The following is a 22,597-nucleotide window of genomic DNA, read 5'->3' on the forward strand; positions in this document are numbered from 1 at the left end:
CCCCGTTTGATGATCAATGATGGTTTTAGCGGAAAAGAATGATAATCATTATCATCTTTGCCTCGTTTATCGTAATCGTTCCTTCATTCGTTGTCAATAAAAATTTTGATAATGATTCTCAAAATCATTGACTTACGAGAACCATTCTCATAAAATGAGACATAGCCTCCATTATCGATTTTATTAATTATTCATTATATGCATTAAAGGAAGCGGGCCAGACATTCATGCAAACCTACTTACATACGACAACATTTCGCATTATCGGACTACTCGCAGCTATTGCGCTGCTCGCCCTGGCCATGCTGGCCAGCGTGAAATACGGCGTCACCACTTATTCATGGGAACGCATCGTCTCCTCGTTCACCGCCTACACGGAAACCAACGATAATCTGATTATTCGCTCATCCCGTATCCCACGATCGCTTATTGCCGCGATCGTCGGCGGCAGCCTGGCGGTAGCCGGTGCGCTGATGCAGGCCATCACCCGCAACCCGCTCGCCTCACCCAGCCTGTTCGGCGTGAATGCCGGAGCTTCGTTCGCCATCGTACTATGCGTCGCTTTCTTCAATGTATCCGGTTTAGTAGCCTTCACGTGGATTGCGTTTCTTGGTGCAGCGGTCAGCTCGGTGCTCGTGTATCTGCTCGGTTCCATCGGCCGCGACGGGATGACTCCAATTAAGATCACGCTCGCCGGCTCGGCTATATCCGCATTCTTTTTCTCCCTGACGCAAGGGATCCTGCTCGCCAACGGCAAAGCTTTCGACCAGGTGTTGTTCTGGCTTGTCGGTTCGGTGTCGGGTCGTACGATGGACATGTTGACGGCCGTTCTCCCGTACATCGCCGTCGCTATGATCGGAGCGCTTGTGCTGGCGCCCCATATGAACGTGCTGTCGATGGGCGACGACGTGGCCAAAGGCTTGGGCCAACGCACCGTCTTGATCAAAGCGGCTGCGGCCGTCGTCATCGTGCTGCTGGCCGGCGGCTCCGTCGCCGTTGCCGGCCCGATTCTGTTTATCGGCGTTATCATTCCGCATATTGTGCGTTTCCTGATTGGCATCGATCATCGCTGGGTCATCCCGTATTGCGCCGTACTTGGCGCCTTGCTTCTCGTTACCGCAGACTTGGGAGCGAGATATATCGCCATGCCGACCGAGGTGCACGTTGGCGTCACCACCGCTTTAATGGGCGTGCCTTTTGTCGTTTACATCGCGCGCAAGGGAGGACTACTTCGATGAACAGCTCGCGCAGCCGCTACATTACCTTACGCAGCAGCTTTTACTCGTTCCTGATTCACCGGAAAGCGCTTGTCGCCGGCCTGCTGCTCCTCGTGGCAACCGTTGCTGTGATGATTTTATGCACAGGAATCGGAAGCCTGTACATTGCCCCCGGCGAAGTCATTCGCTCGGTATTCGGTTACGGGACGGACTCGAATGAACTCATTATCCGATCGCTTCGTCTGCCTCGAATCATCACAGCCGTTCTGATCGGAGCGTCGCTGGCCGTCTCCGGTGCGATTCTGCAAGGGGTCGTACGCAATCCGTTGACGTCGCCGGACAATATCGGCATCACCGGCGGCGCCGTGCTTGGCGCTGTTTCGTTCTTCTTCTTTTTCGCCGAACGCTTAAGCATTCATTGGCTTCCGCTGTTCGCCATTATCGGCGCGTTGGCCGCAACCCTGCTCATCTACACGCTCTCTTGGAAGAAGGGCGTCTCGCCGCTGAGACTCGTCTTAATCGGCATTACGATGACTGCAGCCATGAACTCGATCTCTTATATGATGATGATTATGGGTCCCGTCGTTCTCGCCAACCAATCACTGACGTTTATGACCGGCAGCATCTACGGCGTCTCCTGGGAAAAGGCTGTAACGCCCCTCTTCCCATGGGTGCTCGTACTGATGCCGATTCTGTTCTTTCTTGCGCGACACGTTAACGTCCAGGAGCTTGGCGAAGACGTCGCCCGCAGCGTCGGCAGCAGCGTGCAGCGCCAACGGTTGTTGCTGATCTTGCTGAGCGTAGCGCTCGGCGGCACAGCAATCGCCTTTGGTGGCGCGATTACCTTCATCGGCCTGATGGCTCCGCATATGGCGCGACGCCTCGTCGGTCCGAGCTTCGGCGCCCTGCTGCCCGTCTCGGCGCTGATTGGCGCGATTCTGCTGCTGCTTGCCGACTTGGCCGGACGTACGATCGCCCCGCCGCTCGATATTCCTGCCGGCGTGTTCACCGCCAGCGTCGGCGCGCCTTTATTCATTTTCTTATTGTACCGTAACCGTAACAGTAACCGATAAAGCCTATAAACGGCAATCCCATTAACCAAAGGAGCGATCCCGATGACCGCCATTCAATCCAACGAACTCTGCCTAAGCTACGGGGATACCCGCATCTTCGAGAGCCTCAACCTGAGTTTGCCAAAAGGAAAAATCACCGTCTTCATCGGCAGCAATGGCTGCGGCAAGTCGACCCTGCTGCGTTCCCTCGCCCGGCTGCTGAAGCCGCAAAAGGGTCAGGTCGTATTGGACGGCAGCGACATCGCTTCCTTAGCTACCAAAGAGATTGCGCGCCGCATGGCGATTCTTCCGCAAGGCCCCGCCGCTCCGGATGGACTAACGGTGCTTCAGCTCGTAAAGCAAGGCCGTTACCCTTACCAGAACTGGCTGCAGCAGTGGTCGAAGGAAGACGAAACGATGGTGCAGCGTGCCCTGGAGCTCACCCACATGACGCCGCTTGCCGACCGTACGGTTGACTCGTTATCGGGCGGACAGCGCCAGCGCGCTTGGATTGCCATGACATTGGCACAGGGAACGCCCACCATCCTGCTCGACGAGCCGACGACTTATCTCGATTTGGCACACCAAATCGAAGTGCTCGATCTGCTGCATCAATTGAACGAACAGGAGCAGCGGACGATTGTGATGGTGCTGCACGACATCAACCTCGCGTGCCGGTACGCTCACAACATCGTCGCCATTAAGAACGGCAAGGTGTGCGCCGAAGGACGGCCTCAAGATATTGTCGACGAATCGTTGATCGCGACCGTGTTCGATCTCGATTGCCGGGTGATCCAAGACCCGTTGTTCGGTACGCCGATGGTCGTACCTTTCGGCCGGGGCAAGCAGCCCGTTTTCCAAGACTTCGTCCCCGATGCTGCCGTGACCGCAGCTTCAGCCGCCGCGACAGCGGCCGTGCGGGAAGAACAACCGGTTTAAACAGCATTTCCTCCGCCACATAATCTGCATCGCTTGTTGGGCAAGCTAAGGGTAATCGTGGAAGGAGGGCTGCGTCATGACGTTGGCCGATTACGCGAATCAATATTGGCTTTCTGCGCTGCTCATTACAGGAACCGTCATCGCCGGTATTTGCGTCTATAAGTATTGGGATAAAATCGTGATCAAAGGCAGCGGAAGAAAGTAGCCGCCCGCCTATACAAAAAGCCGGAGTCGGAAGGAATTGTCCTTCTGCTCCGGCTTTTGACTTCTATTTGAGTTACACGAGCGCTTTCTTCGCAATGTCCGTACGGTAGTGCTTGCCTTCGAAACGAATCCGGTCGGCTGCGGCATACGCTTTGGCACGGGCCTCCGCAATGTTCGATCCGAGCGCCGTCACGCCGATGACGCGGCCGCCGTTCGTGACGAGCTGTCCGCCTTGAACCGCTGTGCCGGCGTGAAACACGAGCGCATCCGGTTCGTTCTCCGCGTCCTCGAGCCCTTCGATCGGAAGTCCTTTCGGATACGCCGCCGGATATCCCGGCGAAGCGAGGATGACGCATACGGCGGCCTCGTCGCTCCATTGGATATCCATTTGATCCAGACAGCCGTTGACCGTGGCGAGGAAAATATCCAGCAAATCGGTTTTCAACCGCGGCAGCACGACCTGCGTTTCAGGATCTCCGAAGCGCGCGTTGAATTCGATAGTTTTCGGACCTTCCGGCGTAAGCATCAATCCCGCGAACAGCACGCCGCGGAATGGGCGTCCTTCGGCCACCATCGCTTTCGCCGTCGGTTTAATGATCGTTTCGATCGCCTCGTCGATGATCGATTGCGGGATATGCGGCAGAGGAGAATACGTACCCATCCCGCCTGTATTTGGACCCTGGTCGTTGTCATAAACGGCCTTATGATCCTGAGCAGCCGCCATCGGACGCACCACCTCGCCATCGACGAAGGAAAGAATGGACATCTCCTGGCCCGTCAGGAACTCTTCGATGACGACCTGGTTGCCTGACTCGCCGAACACTTTCGCGACCATAATGTCTTGAAGCGCTTGATCCGCTTCTTCGATCGATTGCGCGATAATGACGCCTTTACCTGCCGCGAGGCCGTCGGCCTTGATGACATAAGGCGCACGCAATTGGTTTAAATAAGCCCGTGCCGGCTCGTACGAATCGAACGATTCGTACGCTGCGGTCGGGATGTCGTACTTTTTGAGCAGCTGCTTGGTGAACACTTTACTGCCCTCAATAATAGCGGCGTTCTGGCGCGGTCCGTAAACCGTCAACCCTTTCGCTTCCAAATGATCGACGATGCCTTCGGCCAAAGGATCATCCGGTCCGATGACGACTAAGTCAATCGTATGATCGATCGCGAATTGCGCGATCTCTTCAAACTTGTTAACCGGAATCGGCACGCACTCCGCCACTTGGGCGATACCGCCGTTACCCGGCGCACAGTACAGCTCCTTCACCTTCGGGCTTTTTTTCAGCGCCCAACAAATTGCATGCTCGCGGCCGCCGCCGCCCACTACCAATATCCGCATCTGGCTACGCTCCCCTTAGTGTTTAAAATGGCGCACGCCCGTCATCACCATAGCGATGCCGTGCTCATTCGCGACGCGGATCGATTCTTCGTCCTTGATCGAGCCGCCCGGCTGAATCACCGCGGTGATGCCTGCTTTAGCCGCAAGCTCCAGCGTATCGCCCATCGGGAAGAACGCATCGGAGGCGAGCACGGACCCTTGCGCTTTGTCCCCGGCTTGCTCGATGGCGATTTTGGCTGCGCCGACACGGTTCATTTGACCGGCGCCTACACCGATCGTCATGTCGTCCGCCGCGAGCACGATCGCATTGGACTTCACATGCTTCACAACCTTCCAAGCGAACAACAGCTGCTTCAGCTCGGCCTCGGTCGGTTGACGTTCCGTCACGATTCGCAGATCCGCTTCAGTGAGCTGGTAAGCGTCGCTGTCCTGCACCAGCATGCCGCCTTCGACGGTCGTGATGATGGCTTCCGCTTTTTTCGCCCCGCTGATGTCGCCGACTTGCAGCAGTCGAATATTTTTCTTTTGCTTCAGGATGTCGAGCGCTTCTTGGCTGAAATCCGGCGCGATGACGATTTCAAGGAAAATTTCATGAAGCAAGAGCGCCGTTTCCTTGCCGATGGTCCGGTTCGCCGCAACGATGCCGCCGAAGATCGAGACCGGGTCGGCTGCATAAGCTTTTTGGTAGGCTTCGTGAATGTCGGTGCCGATACCGACGCCGCAAGGGTTCATATGTTTAACCGCAACAACGGCCGGTTCGCTGAATTCTTTAACGATTTGCAGCGCCGTGTTTGCATCGTTGATGTTGTTATAAGACAGCTCCTTGCCATGCAGCTGTTCGGCCGTCGTAATGTTACCGGACGGAGCGAGCGGCTTACGGTAGAACGCCGCTTTCTGATGCGGGTTCTCGCCATAGCGAAGGTCTTGTACTTTCTCGTAAGTGACGGTGAGCTTCTCCGGCAGCGGTTCGCCTGTTTGCTTCGCCAAGTAATCGGAGATGAGCGCGTCGTAAGCCGCCGTGTGGCGGAATACTTTGCCTGCGAGGCGCTTGCGCGTATCCAGTGTCGTATCGCCTGCGGCTTTGACTTCTTCCAGGACGGCCGAATAATCGCCAGCATCGACGACAACGGTCACGAACGCATGGTTTTTCGCCGCCGAACGCAGCATCGTCGGTCCGCCGATATCGATGTTCTCGATCGCATCCTCATAGGTAACATCCGGTTTCGCGATCGTTTCGGCGAACGGATACAGGTTGACGACCACAAGGTCGATGTAGTCGAGACCAAGCTCTTTCATCGCCGCTTGATGCTCTTCGCTGTCGCGAATCGCCAGCAGTCCGCTATGTACGGCGGGGTGCAGCGTTTTGACGCGTCCATCCAGAATTTCAGGGAACCCCGTTACTTCGGAGATGCCGATAACCGGCACGCCCTTCTCTTTGAGCAGCGATTGCGTGCCGCCTGTCGAAATGATTTGCACGCCCAGTTTGGCGAGTTCGCCAGCAAACTCCACAATGCCGGTTTTGTCCGAGACGCTGATTAATGCTCTTCTAATAGCCACGTTGGTTGGTGCCTCCCTCATCGTATAAGTTCTTCCATAAATGGCACGCGTGCGAACGCCCAAGTGCCCTTTTTCCCGTTCTTTGTCTACTGCTCTTTTCCGCTCTTGATTTCTCTTTGACCGCACCTGGCTGCCCGGGCGATCTACGCTTCCAAGACGCGCTCGACATGCCGTCCGTTCAATCGCACCTTGCCATCGCGAATCCAGCCGATCACCTGCGGATACAACTTGTGCTCGATGCGGTGTACCCGCTCCGCGACCGTTTCTTCCGTATCTCCCGGCTGAATCTCCAGCGCCGCCTGAGCGATGATCGGTCCCGTATCCATGCCGCCGTCTACAAAGTGAACGGTTACCCCCGTCACCTTCACCCCATAGTCAAGCGCCTGACCGATTGCATTCACCCCTGGAAAAGCAGGCAGCAGCGACGGATGCACATTAATCAACCGCCCGTAGAACGGCTTGACCAACACGCTTGTGATCAACCGCATATAACCGGCCATCACGATTAAATCGACTTGCTTCTCCTGCAGCTGCGCCAATATTTCTTGCTCGTAGTGCTCGCGCGACTCGTAATCCTTCGGCCGGAACGCATGCACCGGCACGCCGGCCGCCTGCGCCCGTTCCACGACCTTCGCCTTCGGCCGGTCGCAAACCAAAAGCTCGATGCGAACATCGAGCTGCCCTGCTTTCACCGCATCTGCGATCGCTTGGAAGTTGCTCCCGCTGCCTGATGCAAATACGGCGATTCGAAATGGTGACGAACTCATACGTCCGCCCCGTTAAACGTCACCACTCGCGTACCCGCCGTCACGCGTCCGAGCGTGTAGGCCTTCTCGCCGTGCTGTTCAAACAGAGACGCCGCCTTCGCCGCATCCTCCTCCGACACGATGACCACCATCCCGATCCCCATGTTAAAGGTACGGAACATGTCGTTATGGCTGATGCCGCCCTCGCGCTGCATCAATTCGAAGATCGGCAGAATCGGCCAGGAGCCGTAGTCGATTTCCACGTTCACGCCTTCCGGCAGCACGCGCGGAATGTTTTCCAGGAAACCGCCGCCTGTAATATGCGCCATTCCTTTGATCGGCACTTCGTTCAGGACGTTGAGCACCGGTTTGACATAAATTTTCGTCGGCGCAAGCAGCGTATCGCCGAGGGGTTCCCCGAGCGCGTCGATCGTGTCGTGCAGGCTGTAGCCTTTCTGTTCAAGCAGCAGCTTACGCACCAGTGAGAACCCGTTCGAATGCACGCCGCTTGAAGCAAGACCCAGCACGACGTCGCCCGGCTTGATCGTGCTTCCATCAATGATCTTCTTCTTGTCGACGATTCCAACCGTAAAGCCGGCAATGTCATACTCGCCTTCGCTGTACATACCCGGCATCTCTGCCGTTTCGCCGCCGATTAGCGCCGCGCCTGCTTGTACGCAGCCGTCGCTGATGCCTTTGACGATAGCCTCGATTTTTTCGGGAATGACTTTATCGCAAGCCAGATAATCGAGGAAGAAGAGCGGCTCCGCGCCCTGCACGATAATATCGTTCACGCACATGGCTACCGCGTCGACGCCAATCGTGTCGTGCTTGTCCATCGCGAACGCGATCTTCAGCTTCGTGCCGACGCCGTCCGTTCCGGATACGAGCACCGGCTCCTCGTATTTCTCCTTATTCAGGCCGAACAGCGCGCCGAAGCCGCCGAGATCCGTCAGCACCTCGGGACGGAATGTCGTCTTCACGTGCTTTTTCATGCGTTCAACCGCTTCATTGCCGGCAGCGATGTCGACCCCGGCTTGTTTATATGCATCGGACACTTCGTTTTTCCTCCTCAGAATGGGAATGACCTTCGCTCCTGGAGAACGTATGGCTTTGGCTTGCATGTACACGCTGTTTCCCTCCGGCCGCTCTTGAAAATGAGTTCCTCAGGCTTACCTTGCGGCAAGAACTCATTTTCAAAGGCAGCTCCGCGTTTTCCTGCGGGAAAACGGCTTCGGAAGCTTATATCCGGTAACGTGCATCAACCTTCGCCTCCGCCTACCCCAAGCTCGAACAGCCAAAGTCAAAAGATTTGCGCAGGAACCTGCGCGGGGATAAAGGGAGCGGCGGCCGGCCATGCGGCGGCGACCGCTCTAAGCTCCTTATTGTTAAGCCGTTAATGGGGCCATACGGCCTTCAGCCTTTTTTTCCGTGCTCTTTAGCCCTACAGTACAGGCTTCCGGATGCCTTATTTTCATAATTTCCGCCGACTGCTTCGGGGAAGAAGACTGACAAGGATTCTTCAGCAAGGAACGAACTTCCGGAACCTTCTCCCTAGTCGCAGCCGCAGCCGAGAGCGGCCTCATCCGGCACCGGCGTCGGGTAGTGATTGTCGAAACAGGCGGTACAGTGACCGCGGTTATACTCGCCGTTCGGACGTCCGATCGCGGCCAGCAGCCCGTCCTTCGTCAAGAAATGCAGCGAGTCGGCGTTGATCGCCTGGCGAATCTCTTCCACCGATTTCACCGCCGCGATCAGCTCTTGGCGGCTCGGCGTATCAATCCCGTAGAAGCACGGGTTGGCGAACGGCGGCGAGCTGATGCGCACGTGCACTTCGGACGCGCCCGCTTCGCGAAGCAGGTTCACGATGCGAAGCGAAGTCGTGCCGCGCACGATCGAATCGTCGATCATGACGACGCGTTTGCCTTCCACGATGCTGCGCACCGCAGACAACTTCATCTTCACGCCCTGCTCGCGCAGCTCTTGGCTAGGCTGGATAAAGGTCCGGCCGGTATAGCGGTTTTTGATCAAGCCGAGCTCGTACGGAATGCCCGTCTGCTCCGCATACCCGATGGCTGCCGAAATCGAAGAATCCGGCACGCCCGTTACTACATCCGCGTCCACGAACGCTTCCATCGCAAGCTGACGGCCCATCCGCTTACGGGCGGAGTGGATGTTCGTCTCGTCAATGTCGCTGTCCGGACGCGCGAAGTAGATGTATTCCATCGCGCAGATCGCGCGCTGCTTAACCGGCGAGAACCGGTCATACGTCACCGCGCCCGTCTTCAAATCCAGAATCAGCAGCTCGCCCGGCTCGATATCCCGTTCGAACTTGCCGCCGACAGCGTCGAACGCACAGGACTCGGAGGCGAACAATCGCGCCGTCCCCAGCCGCCCCATCACGAACGGACGCAAGCCGTGCGAATCACGAGCCACGATGAGCTTATCCCGCGTCTGAAACAGGAACGCGAACGCGCCTTCCACCTGCAGCAGCGCATCCTTCACGGCCAGCACGATGTCGTCATGCTTCGAGCGGGCGATCAAGTGCGCCACAACCTCGGTATCGCTCGTCGTCTGGAAGATCGAGCCCTCGCGCTCCAGACGCTTCTTGATGTCCGGCGCATTCGTCAAATTACCGTTCGTCGCAATCGCCAGATCGCCCTCGCGGTATTTGAAGACGAGCGGCTGCGCGTTCGCGAGCTTGCTCTCCCCCGACGTCGAGTAGCGCACGTGCCCGATCGCACAGGTACCGCTCAACGTCGCGAGGTTTTCGTTGTTGAATACTTCCTTCACAAGTCCCATGCCCCGGTGGTAGTTGAACGACTCCCCGCCGGTTACGCTGATGCCCGCGCTCTCCTGCCCCCGATGCTGAAGCGCATGAAGGCCGTAATAGGACAAGGAAGCGGCCTCCACATGTCCGAACACCCCGAACACGCCGCACTCCTCGCGCAATTTGTCGAACAAGCCGTCATGGCTGTTGATGCCTTCGTTATAAAAGTTCCCGGTCCAGAGCTGCCGCACAGCTCCGGTCCCGTTCACTTTAACTCCTGCTCCTTGTCCGCCGACGATCAGTTCATCAGACATGGAATCGCATCCTTCCAAACCTTTTCTAGTTGTGTTACAGATGCATCGATGGCCGAAACGCCATTCACCGAAACTTCCAGCTTCTCGCCGCCGACCGTACCTAATACTTGTACCGGCACGCCCCGCGATACCAACAGCTTCTCAAGCTCGCCGGCTTTATCCGCCGAAGCGCTGAGCAGAATCCGCGATTGGCTTTCGCTGAACAGCGCGATATCCGCACGCAGTTCGCTCGCGAAGTTAACCTTCGCCCCGATACGGCCGCTCATGCAGCTTTCCGCCAATGCGACAGCCAGGCCGCCGTCGGACAAGTCATGCGCCGAAGCGACAAGTCCGCTTTGGATCGCGCTGAGCACCGCATCCAGCAAAACTTTCTCTTCGTCCAAATCGATCGCGGGAGGACGTCCTTCCGTCACGCCGTGTATGACGTATTGGAACTCGCTGCCGCCCAGCTCCGCTTTCGTGTTGCCCAGCAGCAGGACGACGTCGCCCTCGCGCTTAAAGCCTTGTGTCGTAATATGATCGACGTCGTGCACCAAGCCGACCATGCCGACGACCGGCGTCGGGTAAATCGCGCCTTTGGCGTTCTCGTTGTACAAGCTGACGTTACCGCCGATCACCGGCGCATTCAGCTTGCGGCAAGCTTCCGCCATCCCGTCGACCGCTTTCTCCAGCTGCCAGAAAATTTCCGGCTTCTCCGGACTGCCGAAGTTCAGGTTGTCCGTAATCGCGAGCGGCTCGGCGCCGGAGCACACATTGTTGCGCGCCGCTTCCGCGACGGCGATGCGTCCGCCTACTTCCGGATCCAAATACACGTAACGGCCGTTGCAATCGGTCGACATCGACAACGCCTTGCGGGAGCCGCGAATCGTAACGACCGCCGCATCGGAACCCGGCTGAACCGCCGTGCTCGTGCGCACCATATAATCGTATTGGTTATAAACCCATTCTTTGCTCGCTACCGTAGGAGACGCCAGCACCTTCAGCAAAGCGCCGTTCAAGTCCGTCACTTCGGCATAACGCGTCGTATCGACGGAAGCATTCGCCTCGTAGTAAGCAGGCACCGCCGAAGGCTTATGGTACATCGGGCACTCGTCGACCAGCGCCGTAACCGGCATGTTGCCGACCAGCTCGCCCTTATGGTACAGCTTCAGGTTGCCGTCGTCCGTTACTTTACCGACCTTCGCGCAGTGCAGGCCCCAACGCTCGAAGATCGCTTTTGCCTGAGCTTCATGCTCCGGCTTAACAACGAACAGCATGCGCTCCTGCGATTCGGACAGCATCATCTCGTAAGGCGTCATGCCTTCCTCGCGCTGCGGCACCTCATCCAAATATAATTCCATGCCGTTGCCGGCTTTACTTGCCATCTCCGCGCTCGAGCAGGTCAAGCCCGCGGCGCCCATATCTTGAATCCCGACGACGATACCGGAATTGATCAAATCCAGACAAGCTTCAAGCACGAGCTTCTCCATGAAAGGATCGCCCACCTGCACGGCCGAACGCTTGGATTCGGATTCCGCCGTCAAGTCCTCGGATGCGAACGTCGCGCCGTGAATGCCGTCGCGGCCCGTTGCCGGTCCGACATAGAACACCGGGTTGCCGACGCCTTTGGCCACACCCTTCTGGATTTTGTCATGGTCGATGAGGCCCACGCACATCGCGTTAACGAGCGGGTTGCCTTCGTAGCTCTCGTCGAACATGATCTCGCCGCCGACCGTCGGAATGCCGATACAGTTGCCGTAACCGGCAATCCCCGACACGACATGCTCGAACAAATATTTCACGCGGTCGTTCGTCAACCGTCCGAACCGCAAGCTATTCAGAACCGCAACCGGACGCGCGCCCATGGAGAAAATATCGCGGATAATCCCGCCCACACCCGTCGCTGCGCCTTGGTAAGGCTCTACCGCGGAAGGATGGTTATGACTTTCAATCTTGAATACAACCGCCTGATTGTCGCCGATATCGACGATCCCGGCGCCTTCGCCGGGCCCCATCAGAACGCGCGGGCCGGTGGTCGGAAACTTTTTCAGCACAACCTTGGAATTTTTATAGGAACAGTGTTCAGACCACATGACGCTGAACACGCCGATTTCTACATAATTCGGTTTACGGCCGAGGAATCCGCAGATTTTCTCATACTCCGCATCCGATACGCCGAACTGCTTGTACACCTTCTGCTCTTCGATTTGCTGAGCCGTTGGCTCCTTAGCCGATAGCTGCTGCGCCATGCTTTTCCCTCCAAGTGCTCAAAATCGATGTAAACATGCGGCGGCCGTCCGCCGAACCCAGAATCTCGCTGATCGCCCGCTCCGGATGCGGCATCATGCCGAGCACGTTGCCTTCTTTGTTGCAGATGCCCGCGATATCTTCAACGGAACCGTTCGGGTTGTTGCCCGCTTCGTAACGGAACACAATTTGGTTGTTCGCTTTCAGCTCTGCCAGCGTGGCGTCGTCACAGTAGTAGTTGCCTTCGCCGTGCGCGATCGGGATGTCGATGAGCTCTCCCTGCGCATATTCTTTCGTGAACGGCGTATCCGCGTTCTCCACTTGCAGCAAAGCCGAATGACAGCGGAACTTCATCGAGTTGTTGCGCAGCAGCGCTCCCGGGAGAAGTCCGGCTTCCGTCAAAATTTGAAAACCGTTGCAGATGCCCAGCACGTATTTGCCTTGAGCCGCCGCTTCCACCAGCGCATTCATAACCGGCGCAAAACGGGCGATCGCTCCGCAGCGCAGGTAGTCGCCGTAAGAAAACCCTCCGGGTACGAGAATGCAATCGTATTTCGACAAATCCGTTTCCGTATGCCACACATAATCAACAGGCTGTCCGATAGTGTCCTCTACCGCTTTGTAGCAGTCGATGTCACAGTTGGAGCCGGGAAATACCAGTACCGCGAAATTCATCGCCTTCGCTCCTCCTTTTGGTTAAGCCTGAACCAGCTCGAAACGGTAATCTTCGATGACCGTGTTCGCAAGCAGCTTCTCGCACATCGCTTTCAAGCGCTCCTCGGCCGCCGCGCGGTCGTTCGTGTTCAGTTCCACTTCCAAATACTTGCCGATCCGCACTCTGCTTACCTCGTCGAAGCCCATCGTGTGCAGTGCGCCTTGCACGGCGGTTCCCTGCACATCCAGTACGCTTTGCTTAATTGTTACATACACGGTCGCTTTAAACATCGAAAAAAGTACCTCCCGCAAAATGGTTTAATGTCGCTTGCGCGTCTATTCTTTAGCCCTGCACCAAACGGTTGTAAATATCACGGTAACGCCGGCTCGTCTCTTCCACCACGTGCGGCGGCAGCGGGTCCGGCTCGCTGTTCTTATCCCAATCCGTTCCGGACAAATACGTCCGAACCGGTTCTTTATCCATCCCGTCGATCTCGATATCGAGCTCGTACTTCGTCTTGTCCCAGAATCTCGAAGAATCCGGAGTGAAAATTTCATCGATAAGAATAATTTCGCCGTCAATTAGACCGAATTCAAACTTCGTATCCGCCAAAATGATGCCCCGCTCCGCGCAAAACGCATGCGCGAATTCGTACAGCCGGATGCTCTTCTCCTGCAGCTGCTCGGTCAATTCCGCACCCACGAGCTCTTTCATCCGCTCGATCGAAATGTCCTCGTCGTGGCCGACGTCGTTCTTCGCCGCGGGGGTGAAGAGCGGCTGCGGGAACCGCTCGTTCTTGCGCATCCCTTCCGGCAGCTTGTGGCCGTTCACTTCGCCCGACTTCTGGTACTGACGCCAGCCGCCGCCGGTAATATACCCGCGCACGACGCACTCGATGTCGATCCGCTCCGCTTTCTTCGTAACCATGAAGCGGTCCTTCATCATATCCGCATCCGTGATGATATCGCCCAAACGCTCCACATCCGCATGCACGACATGGTTCGGCTGAATGGCCGCCGTCTGCTCGAACCAGAACTTGCTGAGCGAGTTCAGCACGTTTCCCTTATCCGGCACGGCCGGGCTTAACACCCAGTCGAACGCGGAAATCCGGTCGGTGACCGCAATCAGGAAGTGCTCGCCGAGATCGTACAGCTCCCGCACTTTGCCCTTATATAAAAGCGGCGCCTTGACATACTCTTGCGCGCTCGAAATCGCCGTTGTTGCCTTCTCTCCCATGACGTGAATGGCCTCCCTTTTAGCTTAAGCCGAGACGGCGGAAAATCGTATCGACATGCTTCAAATGCCAGCTCGGATTAAACGCATCCTCAATCTCTTCCACGCTCAGCGCCTCCGTAATCGCCGGCGTGCTCAGCACGATCTCGCGGAACGAACGCTGCTCTTCCCACGCCTGCATGGCGCGCGGCTGCACGGTGTCGTACGCTTGCTCGCGGCTGAAGCCCTTGTCGATCAGCTTCGTCATGACGCGGCCGGAGAACGGCACGCCGTACGTGCTTTGCATATTCCGTTTCATGTTCTCAGGGAACACGGTCAAGTTCTTCACGATGTTGCCCAGACGGTTCAGCATGTAGTTCAGAAGAATCGTCGCATCCGGCAAAATAACTCGCTCCACCGAGGAATGCGAAATATCGCGCTCATGCCACAGCGTCACATTCTCGTAAGCGGAGATCATGTGGCCGCGGATGACGCGAGCCAGACCCGAGATGCTCTCGCAGCCGATCGGGTTGCGCTTGTGCGGCATGGCCGACGAGCCCTTCTGGCCTTTCGCGAACGGTTCTTCGACTTCGCGGAATTCGCTCTTCTGCAAAGCGCGGATTTCCGTCGCGAACTTGTCCAGCGACGTAGCGATCAGTGCCAGCGTCGCCATGTATTCCGCGTGGCGGTCGCGCTGCAGCGTCTGCGTCGAGATCGGAGCAGGCTTCGTGCCGAGCTTGCCGCAGACGTATTCTTCGACGAACGGATCGATGTTGGCGTATGTACCGACCGCGCCGGAAATTTTGCCGAACTGCACGCCGTCCGCCGCAAAGCGGAAACGCTCCAGGTTACGCTTCATTTCTTCATACCAAAGTGCCATTTTCAAACCGAACGTCGTCGGCTCCGCATGCACCCCGTGCGTGCGTCCCATCATCGGCGTGTCTTTATAGGCAATCGCTTTTTCCTTCACGATTTCGATGAAGTTCACGATGTCTTTTTCCAAAATGTCGTTCGCTTGCTTCAGCAGGTAGCCGAGCGCCGTGTCAACGACGTCCGTCGACGTCAAGCCGTAATGCACCCATTTGCGCTCCGGGCCAACCTTCTCGGATACCGCGCGGGTGAAGGCGATCACGTCGTGACGCGTCTCCTGCTCGATTTCGTAAATGCGGTCGATGTCGAAGCTGGCGTTCTTGCGCAGCTCAGCAACGTCTTCCTTCGGAATGACGCCGAGTTCCGCCCACGCCTCACAGGATAAGATTTCCACTTCCAGCCAAGCCTTGAATTTATTCTCTTCCGTCCAAATCGCGCCCATTTCAGGCCGGGTATAACGATCGATCATGTTTGTTTCTCCATCCCTCTATTTTTTATTAGACTCCCATATATTTGAAGCCTCTATCCAGCGAAATGCCGCTTCCGGCGACGCCGTCAGCAAATTCACATGCCCCATCTTGCGTCCTTGCTTCGCTTCCTGCTTGCCGTATAAGTGCAGCTTCGCCGTCACGCCAGCCACTTCCCGCTCCGACTCGGGCTTTGCGATCCACGCGAGCAGCGGCTCCACGTGCTCGCCAAGCACATTCGCCATCACGACCGGCTGCATGAGCGCCGGATCGCCGAGCGGCAAATTGCAGATCGCGCGCACATGCTGCTCGAACTGCGACGTCCGGCACGCCTCCATCGTATAGTGGCCGGAGTTGTGCGGCCGCGGCGCCAGCTCGTTGACGAACAGCTCGCCGTCTTCCGTGAGGAACATCTCGACCGCGATCAGGCCGATGACGTCGAGCCCTTCCGCGATTTGCACCGCCATCCGTTCCGCCCGCTCCAGTACGTCCGCCGGCACTCGTGCCGGTACGATGGATACGTGCAGGATGTTGTTCACATGCTCGTTCTCCGCCGCAGGGAACGCCCGCACCTCGCCGCGCGGGCTGCGTGCGGCAATGACGGATATTTCCTTCGCGAAACGAATAAACTGTTCCAGCACAAGCTCGGTCTTGGCCCGGCTTAACGTTGCGTAGGCTTCCTCGATCTCCTCCGCCGAGCGGATGACCCACTGGCCCTTCCCATCGTAGCCGCCTGTCGCCGTCTTCAGCACGCACGGCGTGCCGAACCGGCCGACCGCCTCCCGCAGCTGTTCCACGCTGCCGATCTCCGCATACGGCGCCACTTTCACGCCAGCCGCTTCGATCGCCCGCTTCTCCCGCAGCCGGTGCTGCGTCGTATAAAGCAGCCTGCTGCCCTGCGGAACGTATGATTCGTTCATCAGCAGCTCCGTCACGCTCGCATCCACGTTCTCGAACTCATAGGTAATGACGTCCGACAGCTCCGCAAGCTTCCGTGCCGCCTCTATGTCATCGTACCCTGCTACGATCTGCTTGTCCGCCACTTGTCCGCACGGCGCGTCCGGCGTTGGATCAAGCGTAGCGAAGCGATAGCCCATCGCCCGCCCGGCAAGCGCCAGCATCCGTCCGAGCTGCCCGCCCCCGAGCACGCCGATCGTCGCGCCCGGCGTCAGCACCTTGTCCGGATCGTACGGCTTCTCCCGCACTGTTCTTTCCGTCATTCCAGCACGCTCTTTTCTATCACCGTTTGCGCAACGCGCTCCCGTCGTTCCACAATCCGCCGCTGCAGCTCCGGATCGAAAGCGCCAAGCACCTGTGCAGCATACAGCCCCGCATTCGTTGCGCCCGCTTGTCCGATCGACATCGTGCCGACCGGCACGCCGCCAGGCATCTGCACGATGGAGTACAGCGAATCGAGCCCGCTCAGCGTGGACGACTTCACCGGAACGCCGATCACCGGCACCACCGTCTTTGCCGCCACCATTCCCGGCAAATGCGCGGCGCCGCCCGCGCCCGCAATAATGATCTTCAGCCCTCGTTCCACCGCCGTCTCGGCGTACTCGAACATCAAATCGGGCGTTCGGTGCGCGGAGACGACTTTTTTCTCGTAAGGGACTCCGAGCTCGTCAAGCACGCTGCAAGCATGCTTCATCGTTTCCCAATCGGATTGACTGCCCATAATGACACCCACAAGCACAGACATGGTAACCTCCGTTGTCGATTTATCGCTAACAAATAAAAAACGCCCTTCGGATAGATACTGAACTTATAGTGCAGTCTATCGGCAGGACGACAAGAAATACCCCTAAGCGCAAGTTAAGGCCTGGCACAGAACATGCCGACCTCTTCATGAACACTTACTCGTAGTCCAAAAATTTAAGGTTTTCGGGTAGATACTTTCGGGCCATATTCCCGACGATATACGAGACTATTTAACTAACTTTCCTCAAGCTCTTTCACTTCCTTAGTTTAGCAGGCTTTAACACACCGTGTCAACTAGAAAACACGAACATTCCATTATATTAATGAAAAATAGTTCGCTTTTCACGCAATGTTCATGCCATGTTCCTCATTAAAAAACAACGGCGCCAGTTGAATCCCGGCACCGTCATTCCCACTATTTCCCACGTAAGTGTATGCAAAAGGCATATTCATGAAGTCCGGCTCCAGTCATGAACATCCATTCATCCATCATCGGCCTCCTCCCTGCGGGCTCCTGATTTGAATTTCGCAAGCTCCGCCATGCCCTGCCGTACTTCTTCCCGCGATAACCCTCCGTCTTCCAGCTGCAATGTCGAATCCGTCAGCCAGCGCTCGTACATCTCCATGCCGATGTCCAGTACGCGTGAAAGCCGCTCGTTCCATGCATCCCCCTTCACTTCATCGATCCAGTGAAAAAGCGCATCTTCCGCCTTAGCAAGCCGTCCTGTCTCATCATAATAAGGAACAAGCAGTTCGAGCTGGGAGGCCTCCATGCCCGATCGACCGATCAATTCCAACGCAGTCTCGATCCTTCGCTCCGTTTCCTCGCGCAAGTCCGCACTTTCCTCCATCTTACGAATCGTCAGCAGCAGCTCAAGCCATTTTAGCGCCTCGGCCTTCCCGGCCTGTATCTGCCCTTCCTGCTGCAGTACCTTGACACGGGCCAACAGCAGGTCTGAGGCTGCGAGCGCCTTCCCGATATCCGGATGTCCGCCAGGCGAGAGGAGCACCAGCAAATCTTTCACCGACAACGCCTGCAGCAGCTTGGAATCCAAACCGACGAGCTGCCTTAACGCATGGTTCAACAATTCCATACGCTCGTGGAACGATAACGCCTGTTTATGTAAAACTTTCATGACTACCCGAGCCGTCTGCTCGATGAGCTTCATTATATAATCGCGCTGATACATGTCTGGTGCCTCCGTTTCTGTACAGATCGTCCTGCCCCCAAGTCTAGAGCGCAGATTGCAGGAACAGGTTTTTATTGTACCACCGATCCTGTTTCCGGACATCGATTCAGGCCGAAATTCATCGCGATTTACAATTACAGGAAGTGACTGGATGAATTTATGCATTGAACCATTACGGCAACCTATGGTAAGTTTTTAAAAGCCGAATCGAACAGTTCATTTTCTGAACGTACGGGGGACGCATCACATGGGGTGAATAATTGAGTTCCGCGATTGCCGCGGGCCAGCTTAGGGAAAATCCTCTTCCCGAACCCGACAACTAACCTCGGAGGCTGACAGGAGGGATACAATTGAATAAGAAATTCAAAAGCATGCTTCTTGCATGCAGCTTGATGTTGCCTGCGTTTTTGTCCGCAGCGCTGCCGGCACACGCCGCTCCGTTAAATCTGCCCACTGATATCAAGGTGCAGATCAACGACTCGCTGGTGCACTTCCCGGATGCCCAGCCGCTTCTGGACGGCAACTCGAAGCTTCATGTTCCTGCGCGGACAATCGCCGAAAAACTCGGCTATAAACTGACTTGGCAGCAGGAAGGCTCGCAAATTCACGTTGCGATCAGCAGCGGCGATACGACCTTATCGGTCACAACCGGGGAACAAGTCATCAGCGTTAATAACCAAACCGCTTCAATCGAACATCCGGTGAAAATGGTGAACGGCCGCGTCTACGTCCCGTTCCGTCTGCTTGCCGAAACGTTCGGCAAGACCACCCAATGGGATGCGAACAACCGGATCGCCATTCTCGGTACGGACGGCAAATACCACGCTCCGGCATGGTATCGTCCCAAGACGATCGCCAAAAATTATGTGAAAGTCATTGAAGCGAAGGCTACTGCCTATACCGCTGCTCCAAGCGAGAACGGTGGGTATGGCTCGCTGGATTATATGGGTAACACGCTGAAGCTCGGTACCATCGCTGTCGATCCGAACATCATTCCCCTCGGTTCCAAAGTGTATATCGAAGGATATAACTATGCAGGGCTCCCAACCGGCGGAATGTACGCAACGGCCACCGATGTCGGCGGTGCGATTAAAGGGAACAAAATCGACATCTTCGTTCCTGAAAGCCCGAGTCAAGCATCGCGGTTCGGCATTCAACAAGTGAAAGTGTACGTTCTCGGTTCTTAAGCAACCGTAAGCCCCCCACAACAGCAGCCTTTCGAGGCTGCTGTTTTTATTTGCCTGCCTTTGTTCGTGGATAGCACACTGCGTTTAGCCCGAAACTACAAGTAAATATCCCGGCGGAGGTGGTGTGACATGTTCAGGAAGGTTATGCTGCTGATGTTCTGCTTGCTGCTCTGCTGCACGACGGCAAGCGCCGCGGCGCCTGGCAGCGATGAAGTCGTCTGGAACGTGCAAACCGATCAGAAGCTGATCGCATTAACGTTCGATGACGGCCCCAATCCGGTTTATACGCCGCAGATTCTCGATATTCTTCGAGACTATCAGGCCAAAGGTACGTTCTTCGTACTCGGCAAACGGGTGCAGTTGTTTCCCGCCATCGCCATTCGCGAAGTTAACGAAGGACATGAAATTGCCAATCATACGTTCGACCATCATTATTTGAAAAATTATCCTCCCGACCGGTTGATTCAGGAAATTCGCCAAACGCAGGAGGTCATCTTTGATATTACGGAACAGATGCCGAACGTGTTTCGTCCTCCCGGAGGTTTTTATAACGACACGCTGCTCCATTCGATGAAAGAAGATAAGCTGACCGTCGTGATGTGGTCCTGGTATATGGATACGAAGGATTGGCGCAAGCCCGGCGTCGACAAAATCGTTCAGCAAGTGCTCGGGAACGTGCACAACGGCGACATCGTGTTGTTTCACGATTTGGAGGGGGATTGCACGCAAACGGTTGAAGCCTTGAAGCGGATTCTGCCGGAGCTTAAATCACGAGGCTATCAATTCGTAACCGTGTCCGATCTTATCGCGAAGACGCGGAAATAAACAAAGCCGGCCCACTGGTGCGTGAGGCCGGCTTTGCAATAGCATTGGCATGTACTTATTTTTAGTTTTCCATTATTACATAATTTATGATATTATAAATGAAGAAAAGCGTACATACGTTCCTGTCTGGAGTTGATACATGATGGCGACCGCCACCAAGGACCCGTATATCCGCAGCATCGAACTGCTTCGGGATAAAGTGCCTTCCTTCACCCGTTATCCGTTCCACCTTTCCGCTCTGCGTGATTTCTCCGGGTTAAAGCTTCACCCCAAAGTTACTTATATCATCGGAGAGAACGGAACCGGCAAATCGACGCTGCTGGAGGCGATCGCTATTGCCTGGGGTTTTAATCCCGAAGGCGGCACATTAAATTTTGCGTTTTCGACGCGTGATTCCCATTCGGAGCTTTATCGTTACATCCGCTTGGTTCGGGGCGTGACTAAACCGAGAGACGGATTCTTTTTTCGAGCTGAAACTTATTACAATTTGGCGACGAATATCGACCAATTGGATAGCGAATTTTCGTACGGAAGACGCATCATCGACTCCTATGGCGGCAAGTCGCTTCATGAGCAGTCGCACGGAGAGTCATTCTTCTCCGCATTCGTCCATCGTTTCGGAGGCAACGGTCTCTACATCTTGGATGAGCCTGAAGCCGCACTGTCGCCGTTGAAGCAAATGTCGATGCTTGCACGTATCCACACCCTCGTTGAGCAGAACTCCCAGTTCATCATCTCGACGCACTCGCCGATTCTGATGAGTTACCCGGACGCCGTTCATTATCAATTAACCCCGGATGGTTTACAAAAGACGACTTTGGAAGAAACCGAGCACTACTTGATCACGAAGCAATTTATGACGAATCGGGAACGCATGCTCCGTACTTTATTTGAAGACGAGGAGTAAAAAAACAGGCGCACGTACTCCGCCTGTTTGCTATTGCTGCGCTAGATCGGTTTGCCGTTCTTCTTATTATCGTAGCGGTGACTGCGATTATCCAAGGGTCCCGGGCTGCCGCCGACCGGCGGTTGGATTTGAACCGGTTCTTCCGTCGTCCGGGTACGATGCAAATTTGTCGCCGCCGCGGCATGCGTTCCTAGTTCCGCCAGCTCATTATTCGAATTGTTTCCTTGAATCGGACTCATAGCTGAATACCTCCTCTAGTTGAGTGTTATGCCATAGATGTAATGTAATCTGGGTTTAGTATGCCGCACAGCGGCACGGTTTCATCCGTCCGGCATCATTAAAAAACCCCCATCATAAAGTGGGGGCGGAGGACCGCAGCTTGGATCTTGTTTTACGTCCATAGGTTTGTTTATAAAATTTTGAAAACAACGTTTCGACCATTTCAATTTCCGATTCAGACAGATTCATGATGTCAAAATAATCTTGAGTTTCCTTATCGGAAGCAAACTCTTGCCATGTTAAGAAGCTATTATTTTGAACGGCTTGATTTAAGGCCGAGCTGATTTTCTTTTTGATGCCGCCTGTGCATAGCTTAAAATGGTCGGGCTTATAATACCGTTCTGACTTCACAATGTCCGGATTTATTTTTAGAAGCTCGCAGGCGTTCAATGCATCGTCGAGGGCCGAATGATGCTGCCCGACGAAAGGAATCTCTTTAGCTGCCAGCACTTGCTGTAATCCGCCATCAAAAAACCGGGACATATCGATCAAGCGTGTTAACCAATCCGAAGAGATCGCATGAATCTTACAGTCGACAAACAGACTGAAAAAGTCCGTACTTCCCCACGCTACGATTTTATAATCGACTCCACAGAAATCAATAAATTTGGCGATGACTTCCGGAAAAGGCGGGCTGGTGGTCAACACGTCCTTATCGATCTTGCAAAAATTCAAGGCGAATTGATTGATGGGGTACTTGGGATTGATATAACTTTGAAACGTATCGACGATCTGTAAATGTTCATTTAATTTAACTGCGCCAATTTCCAAGATCTCCATCGGATGGATAGCATAATGTTTTCTACCGTTAAACTCAAGATCGATCACAATGTACGGCAAGGTTTCACCCCATTTAGTTGTGCTGTGGGTTATTGTTTGTTTTTTTGAAGAAAAAAAGACCAGATCGACAACATGTCGAATCCTGGTCTTTTACGTT

Annotated in this window: 22 protein-coding genes and 2 riboswitches; of the genes, 7 read left to right on the top strand and 15 right to left on the bottom strand. The window is 55.5% G+C overall.

What is annotated here, in order from left to right; translation table 11 throughout:
- Positions 1-227: 227 nt before the first annotated feature.
- The 4 genes from PVA01S_RS16840 (at position 228) to PVA01S_RS27510 (ending at position 3,413) form a co-directional block, all read left to right on the top strand.
- The gene (locus PVA01S_RS16840; protein ID WP_127608572.1) at positions 228-1,238 is read left to right on the top strand and encodes a FecCD family ABC transporter permease; all 1,011 of its coding nucleotides are present in this window, start codon (positions 228-230) and stop codon (positions 1,236-1,238) included.
- A complete protein-coding gene (locus PVA01S_RS16845) occupies positions 1,235-2,290 on the top strand; it encodes a FecCD family ABC transporter permease (protein ID WP_127608573.1) in 1,056 nt (351 codons plus the stop codon). The genes PVA01S_RS16840 and PVA01S_RS16845 overlap by 4 nt, the downstream gene beginning before the upstream one ends.
- A 42-nt stretch (positions 2,291-2,332) precedes the next feature.
- Positions 2,333-3,208 carry an ABC transporter ATP-binding protein gene (locus tag PVA01S_RS16850; RefSeq protein WP_127608574.1) on the top strand — a complete coding sequence of 292 codons (876 nt, stop codon included), beginning with the start codon at positions 2,333-2,335 and terminating at the stop codon, positions 3,206-3,208.
- A 76-nt stretch (positions 3,209-3,284) separates the two neighbouring features.
- Positions 3,285-3,413 (top strand): hypothetical protein, encoded by a 129-nt coding sequence (locus PVA01S_RS27510; protein ID WP_258313533.1) that lies wholly within the window; start codon positions 3,285-3,287, stop codon positions 3,411-3,413.
- Positions 3,414-3,485: 72 nt separating this feature from the next.
- Here the strand turns inward: PVA01S_RS27510 and purD are convergent, their stop codons facing one another.
- The 13 genes from purD to PVA01S_RS16915 all read right to left on the bottom strand — a co-directional run bounded on the left by purD (position 3,486) and on the right by PVA01S_RS16915 (position 18,462).
- On the bottom strand, positions 3,486-4,754 hold the full coding sequence (gene purD, locus PVA01S_RS16855; RefSeq protein WP_127608575.1) for a phosphoribosylamine--glycine ligase: 1,269 nt from the start codon (positions 4,752-4,754) through the stop codon (positions 3,486-3,488).
- 15 nt (positions 4,755-4,769) lie between these two features.
- The gene (purH, locus tag PVA01S_RS16860) at positions 4,770-6,311 is read right to left on the bottom strand and encodes a bifunctional phosphoribosylaminoimidazolecarboxamide formyltransferase/IMP cyclohydrolase (protein ID WP_127608576.1); all 1,542 of its coding nucleotides are present in this window, start codon (positions 6,309-6,311) and stop codon (positions 4,770-4,772) included.
- A gap of 143 nt (positions 6,312-6,454) precedes the next feature.
- Positions 6,455-7,078, bottom strand: coding sequence for a phosphoribosylglycinamide formyltransferase (purN, locus tag PVA01S_RS16865; protein ID WP_054798096.1), 624 nt, complete (start codon positions 7,076-7,078; stop codon positions 6,455-6,457).
- A complete protein-coding gene (gene purM, locus PVA01S_RS16870) occupies positions 7,075-8,115 on the bottom strand; it encodes a phosphoribosylformylglycinamidine cyclo-ligase (RefSeq protein WP_127608577.1) in 1,041 nt (346 codons plus the stop codon). Before purM ends, purN begins: the two co-directional genes overlap by 4 nt.
- Before the next feature lie 496 nt (positions 8,116-8,611).
- Positions 8,612-10,141: an amidophosphoribosyltransferase gene (gene purF, locus PVA01S_RS16875; protein ID WP_127608578.1), complete on the bottom strand. Its 1,530-nt coding sequence runs from the start codon at positions 10,139-10,141 to the stop codon at positions 8,612-8,614.
- Entirely contained in the window at positions 10,126-12,369 is a 2,244-nt protein-coding gene (purL, locus tag PVA01S_RS16880) for a phosphoribosylformylglycinamidine synthase subunit PurL (RefSeq protein WP_127608579.1), read from the bottom strand. Before purL ends, purF begins: the two co-directional genes overlap by 16 nt.
- Positions 12,347-13,042, bottom strand: a complete 696-nt coding sequence (purQ, locus tag PVA01S_RS16885; protein WP_127608580.1) for a phosphoribosylformylglycinamidine synthase subunit PurQ — start codon at positions 13,040-13,042, stop codon at positions 12,347-12,349. Before purQ ends, purL begins: the two co-directional genes overlap by 23 nt.
- Positions 13,043-13,063: 21 nt before the next feature.
- Complete coding sequence (gene purS, locus PVA01S_RS16890) at positions 13,064-13,312, bottom strand: phosphoribosylformylglycinamidine synthase subunit PurS (protein WP_054798097.1); 249 nt, start codon at positions 13,310-13,312, stop codon at positions 13,064-13,066.
- Between the two features lie 52 nt (positions 13,313-13,364).
- Positions 13,365-14,258, bottom strand: coding sequence for a phosphoribosylaminoimidazolesuccinocarboxamide synthase (locus PVA01S_RS16895; protein WP_054798098.1), 894 nt, complete (start codon positions 14,256-14,258; stop codon positions 13,365-13,367).
- A gap of 19 nt (positions 14,259-14,277) precedes the next feature.
- Positions 14,278-15,573 (bottom strand): adenylosuccinate lyase, encoded by a 1,296-nt coding sequence (gene purB, locus PVA01S_RS16900; RefSeq protein ID WP_054800265.1) that lies wholly within the window; start codon positions 15,571-15,573, stop codon positions 14,278-14,280.
- A gap of 18 nt (positions 15,574-15,591) precedes the next feature.
- Positions 15,592-16,791 (bottom strand): 5-(carboxyamino)imidazole ribonucleotide synthase, encoded by a 1,200-nt coding sequence (gene purK / locus PVA01S_RS16905; RefSeq protein WP_127608581.1) that lies wholly within the window; start codon positions 16,789-16,791, stop codon positions 15,592-15,594.
- The gene (purE, locus tag PVA01S_RS16910; RefSeq protein ID WP_127608582.1) at positions 16,788-17,273 is read right to left on the bottom strand and encodes a 5-(carboxyamino)imidazole ribonucleotide mutase; all 486 of its coding nucleotides are present in this window, start codon (positions 17,271-17,273) and stop codon (positions 16,788-16,790) included. Before purE ends, purK begins: the two co-directional genes overlap by 4 nt.
- A 141-nt stretch (positions 17,274-17,414) precedes the next feature.
- Positions 17,415-17,516: riboswitch (purine riboswitch) on the bottom strand.
- 238 nt (positions 17,517-17,754) lie between these two features.
- Positions 17,755-18,462 carry a DUF6483 family protein gene (locus PVA01S_RS16915; protein ID WP_127608583.1) on the bottom strand — a complete coding sequence of 236 codons (708 nt, stop codon included), beginning with the start codon at positions 18,460-18,462 and terminating at the stop codon, positions 17,755-17,757.
- A 190-nt stretch (positions 18,463-18,652) separates the two neighbouring features.
- Positions 18,653-18,811, top strand: a riboswitch (cyclic di-AMP (ydaO/yuaA leader).
- A 1-nt stretch (position 18,812) separates the two neighbouring features.
- Between PVA01S_RS16915 and PVA01S_RS16920 the strand changes: the two genes are divergently transcribed.
- From PVA01S_RS16920 to PVA01S_RS16930, 3 genes are all read left to right on the top strand, one after another.
- Positions 18,813-19,649 (top strand): stalk domain-containing protein, encoded by an 837-nt coding sequence (locus PVA01S_RS16920; protein WP_280531820.1) that lies wholly within the window; start codon positions 18,813-18,815, stop codon positions 19,647-19,649.
- 129 nt (positions 19,650-19,778) lie between these two features.
- Positions 19,779-20,474: a polysaccharide deacetylase family protein gene (locus tag PVA01S_RS16925; RefSeq protein ID WP_127608584.1), complete on the top strand. Its 696-nt coding sequence runs from the start codon at positions 19,779-19,781 to the stop codon at positions 20,472-20,474.
- 142 nt (positions 20,475-20,616) lie between these two features.
- A complete protein-coding gene (locus PVA01S_RS16930; protein WP_127608592.1) occupies positions 20,617-21,381 on the top strand; it encodes an AAA family ATPase in 765 nt (254 codons plus the stop codon).
- 41 nt (positions 21,382-21,422) lie between these two features.
- Here the strand turns inward: PVA01S_RS16930 and PVA01S_RS16935 are convergent, their stop codons facing one another.
- Positions 21,423-21,620 (bottom strand): hypothetical protein, encoded by a 198-nt coding sequence (locus PVA01S_RS16935; RefSeq protein ID WP_054798103.1) that lies wholly within the window; start codon positions 21,618-21,620, stop codon positions 21,423-21,425.
- 112 nt (positions 21,621-21,732) lie between these two features.
- Positions 21,733-22,488: a 3'-5' exonuclease gene (locus PVA01S_RS16940; protein WP_164751865.1), complete on the bottom strand. Its 756-nt coding sequence runs from the start codon at positions 22,486-22,488 to the stop codon at positions 21,733-21,735.
- Between the last annotated feature and the right edge of the window lie 109 nt (positions 22,489-22,597).

The organism is Paenibacillus validus NBRC 15382, assembly GCF_004000985.1.
In the GTDB taxonomy this organism is placed as follows: domain Bacteria; phylum Bacillota; class Bacilli; order Paenibacillales; family NBRC-103111; genus Paenibacillus_G; species Paenibacillus_G validus.